This is a genomic window from Roseovarius sp. TE539 (genome assembly GCF_003298505.1).
Lineage (GTDB): Bacteria > Pseudomonadota > Alphaproteobacteria > Rhodobacterales > Rhodobacteraceae > Roseovarius.
Window position 1 is genome coordinate 1 of record NZ_QNGB01000064.1, and the last position, 1,821, is coordinate 1,821.

2 protein-coding genes, 1 pseudogene and 1 other annotated feature are annotated in these 1,821 nt (G+C 62.7%); all 3 genes and pseudogenes read left to right on the forward strand.

Annotated elements, in window-relative coordinates:
• Positions 1–152: 152 nt before the first annotated feature.
• Positions 153–296 (forward strand): hypothetical protein, encoded by a 144-nt coding sequence (locus DQW77_RS18305; RefSeq protein ID WP_181711340.1) that lies wholly within the window; start codon positions 153–155, stop codon positions 294–296.
• 2 nt (positions 297–298) lie between these two features.
• Positions 299–1,219: pseudogene (locus DQW77_RS18710) on the forward strand (IS3 family transposase); the annotation flags it as partial.
• Positions 534–650 (forward strand) — a sequence feature (AL1L pseudoknot). (Overlaps the previous pseudogene by 117 nt.)
• A gap of 46 nt (positions 1,220–1,265) precedes the next feature.
• On the forward strand, positions 1,266–1,821 hold a 556-nt coding region (locus tag DQW77_RS18715), incomplete at its 3' end, for a helix-turn-helix domain-containing protein (RefSeq protein WP_147095030.1).

The window sequence follows — 1,821 nt, forward strand, 5'->3', positions numbered from 1 at the left end:
GCCCGTGGCGTCATGGAAGGCCACGATCAGAGGCCTGACACACGTCCGATCGAAGACCCCGCCGAAAAATCGCAGATAACGCTTGCCAAACAGGGGGCATCCACACACGCCCCGGGTTTCCGAGAGGGTAAAACTCTCAGAGGATGATCCTTATGGAATCGAAGAAGCACACCCCGAAGTACACGGCCGAGTTCCGCGAGCGTGGCGTTCGGCTCTACCGCGAGCAGCGGGCTGATTACACCAGCGAGTTCAAGCCGGTCCGCGCAGCGGATCAAACGGTCCGGAGGACCGTTTGACGGCGCAGAACGCGGCCTACCGCGCGATCACGTCGAAGCTCGGCTGCTCCCATGACACTCTGCGCAGCTGGTGCATTCAGGCGGCGCGTGACGCGGGCGAACGCAGTGGGCCGAGCAGCGAAGAGAAGGCGCGGATCAAGGAACTGGAGCGCGAGGTCAAAGAGCTGCGCACCGCCAACGAGATCCTGAAGAAGGGTGAGACCATTTTCCGCCATTGGTCCGAGGACAATGGTCGAACGCATATTTTGCCCAGGCGGAGCTCGACCGCCCGTTCCGCAAATGATTGCCTTCATCGAAGAGCATCGTGGAGTTTTCGGGGTCGAGCCGATCTGCCGTGTTCTGCAGATCGCCCCGGCGACCTTTCACCGTCATGCCGCCATCGCGCGCAATCCAGAGCTTGCCTCGGATCGCGCCCGGCAGGACGTGCAGGATTTCGAGAAGATCAAGGCTGTCCACGACAAGAGCCGGGGGCGCTACGGGGCGCGCAAGGTGTTCGCCATCGGTCTCGAACGCATGGCGACGCGATGGCTCACCACCAGCTTCGGCGTGACGGGCATGACATTGCGCGCTGCACCGTGGAACGATTGATGAGAGAGAAAGGATTGCAAGGGGTTACGCGCGGCAAGACGAAAACCACGGTCCCCGATCCGGCACAGCCCTGACCGGACGACAAGGTCAACCGGCAGTTCGTGGCGACCATGCCCGACCAGCTCTGGGTGTCGGATTTCACCTATGTGTCGACGTGGGCAGGGATGGTCTACGTCGCCTTCATCATCGATGTCTTCGCGCGCAAGATCGTGGGCTGGCGCGTCTCAACATCGATGACCACCAGCTTTGTTCTCGATGCGTTGAACCAGGCCATCTGTCAACGATGTCCGGCCGAAGGCGGCGGTCTGATCCACCACTCAGACCGCGGCAGCCAGGGCGGTCTCAACCGGTCGTCGCAACACCCTTTTGAAGGAGGTTGCGATGGCAAGAGGCAAGCGAAGATCCGAGCGTTGCACGAGAGCGGCGCTGCACTCACCCGGGCGTCCTGGCGTTGCGCGTCGGGAAGAACGGCGGCAGTTTTGGGAATTGATTGCAGCAGGACGCTCAAGCGAAAGCGCGGCGCTCGAGGTCGGAGTATCACAGCCAGTAGGAACGAGGTGGTTTCGCGAGGCCGGCGGCATGCCCCCATCACATTTGGCACCTTCCGCGGGGAGACCTTCGGGACGGTATCTGTCTTTCGAGGAACGCGAGGAGATCGCGTTGATGCGGGCCAGGGGCTGCGGCGTGCGGCACATGGCGCGATGTCTGAACCGTGCTCCATCGACGATCTCGCGTGAACTGGCGCGCAATGCGGCAGCCCGGAGCGGTGGCTTCGAGTATCGCGCGACGACGGCCCAGTGGCATGCAGAACGCGCGGCCCGCCGCCCGAAGGTGGCCAAGCTGGCATCGAACGAAGCCCTGCGCCATTATGTTCAGGATCGCCTTGCTGGCCTGATCACGCATCCTGATGGGAAGGCGATCAAGGGGCCGAAGGTTG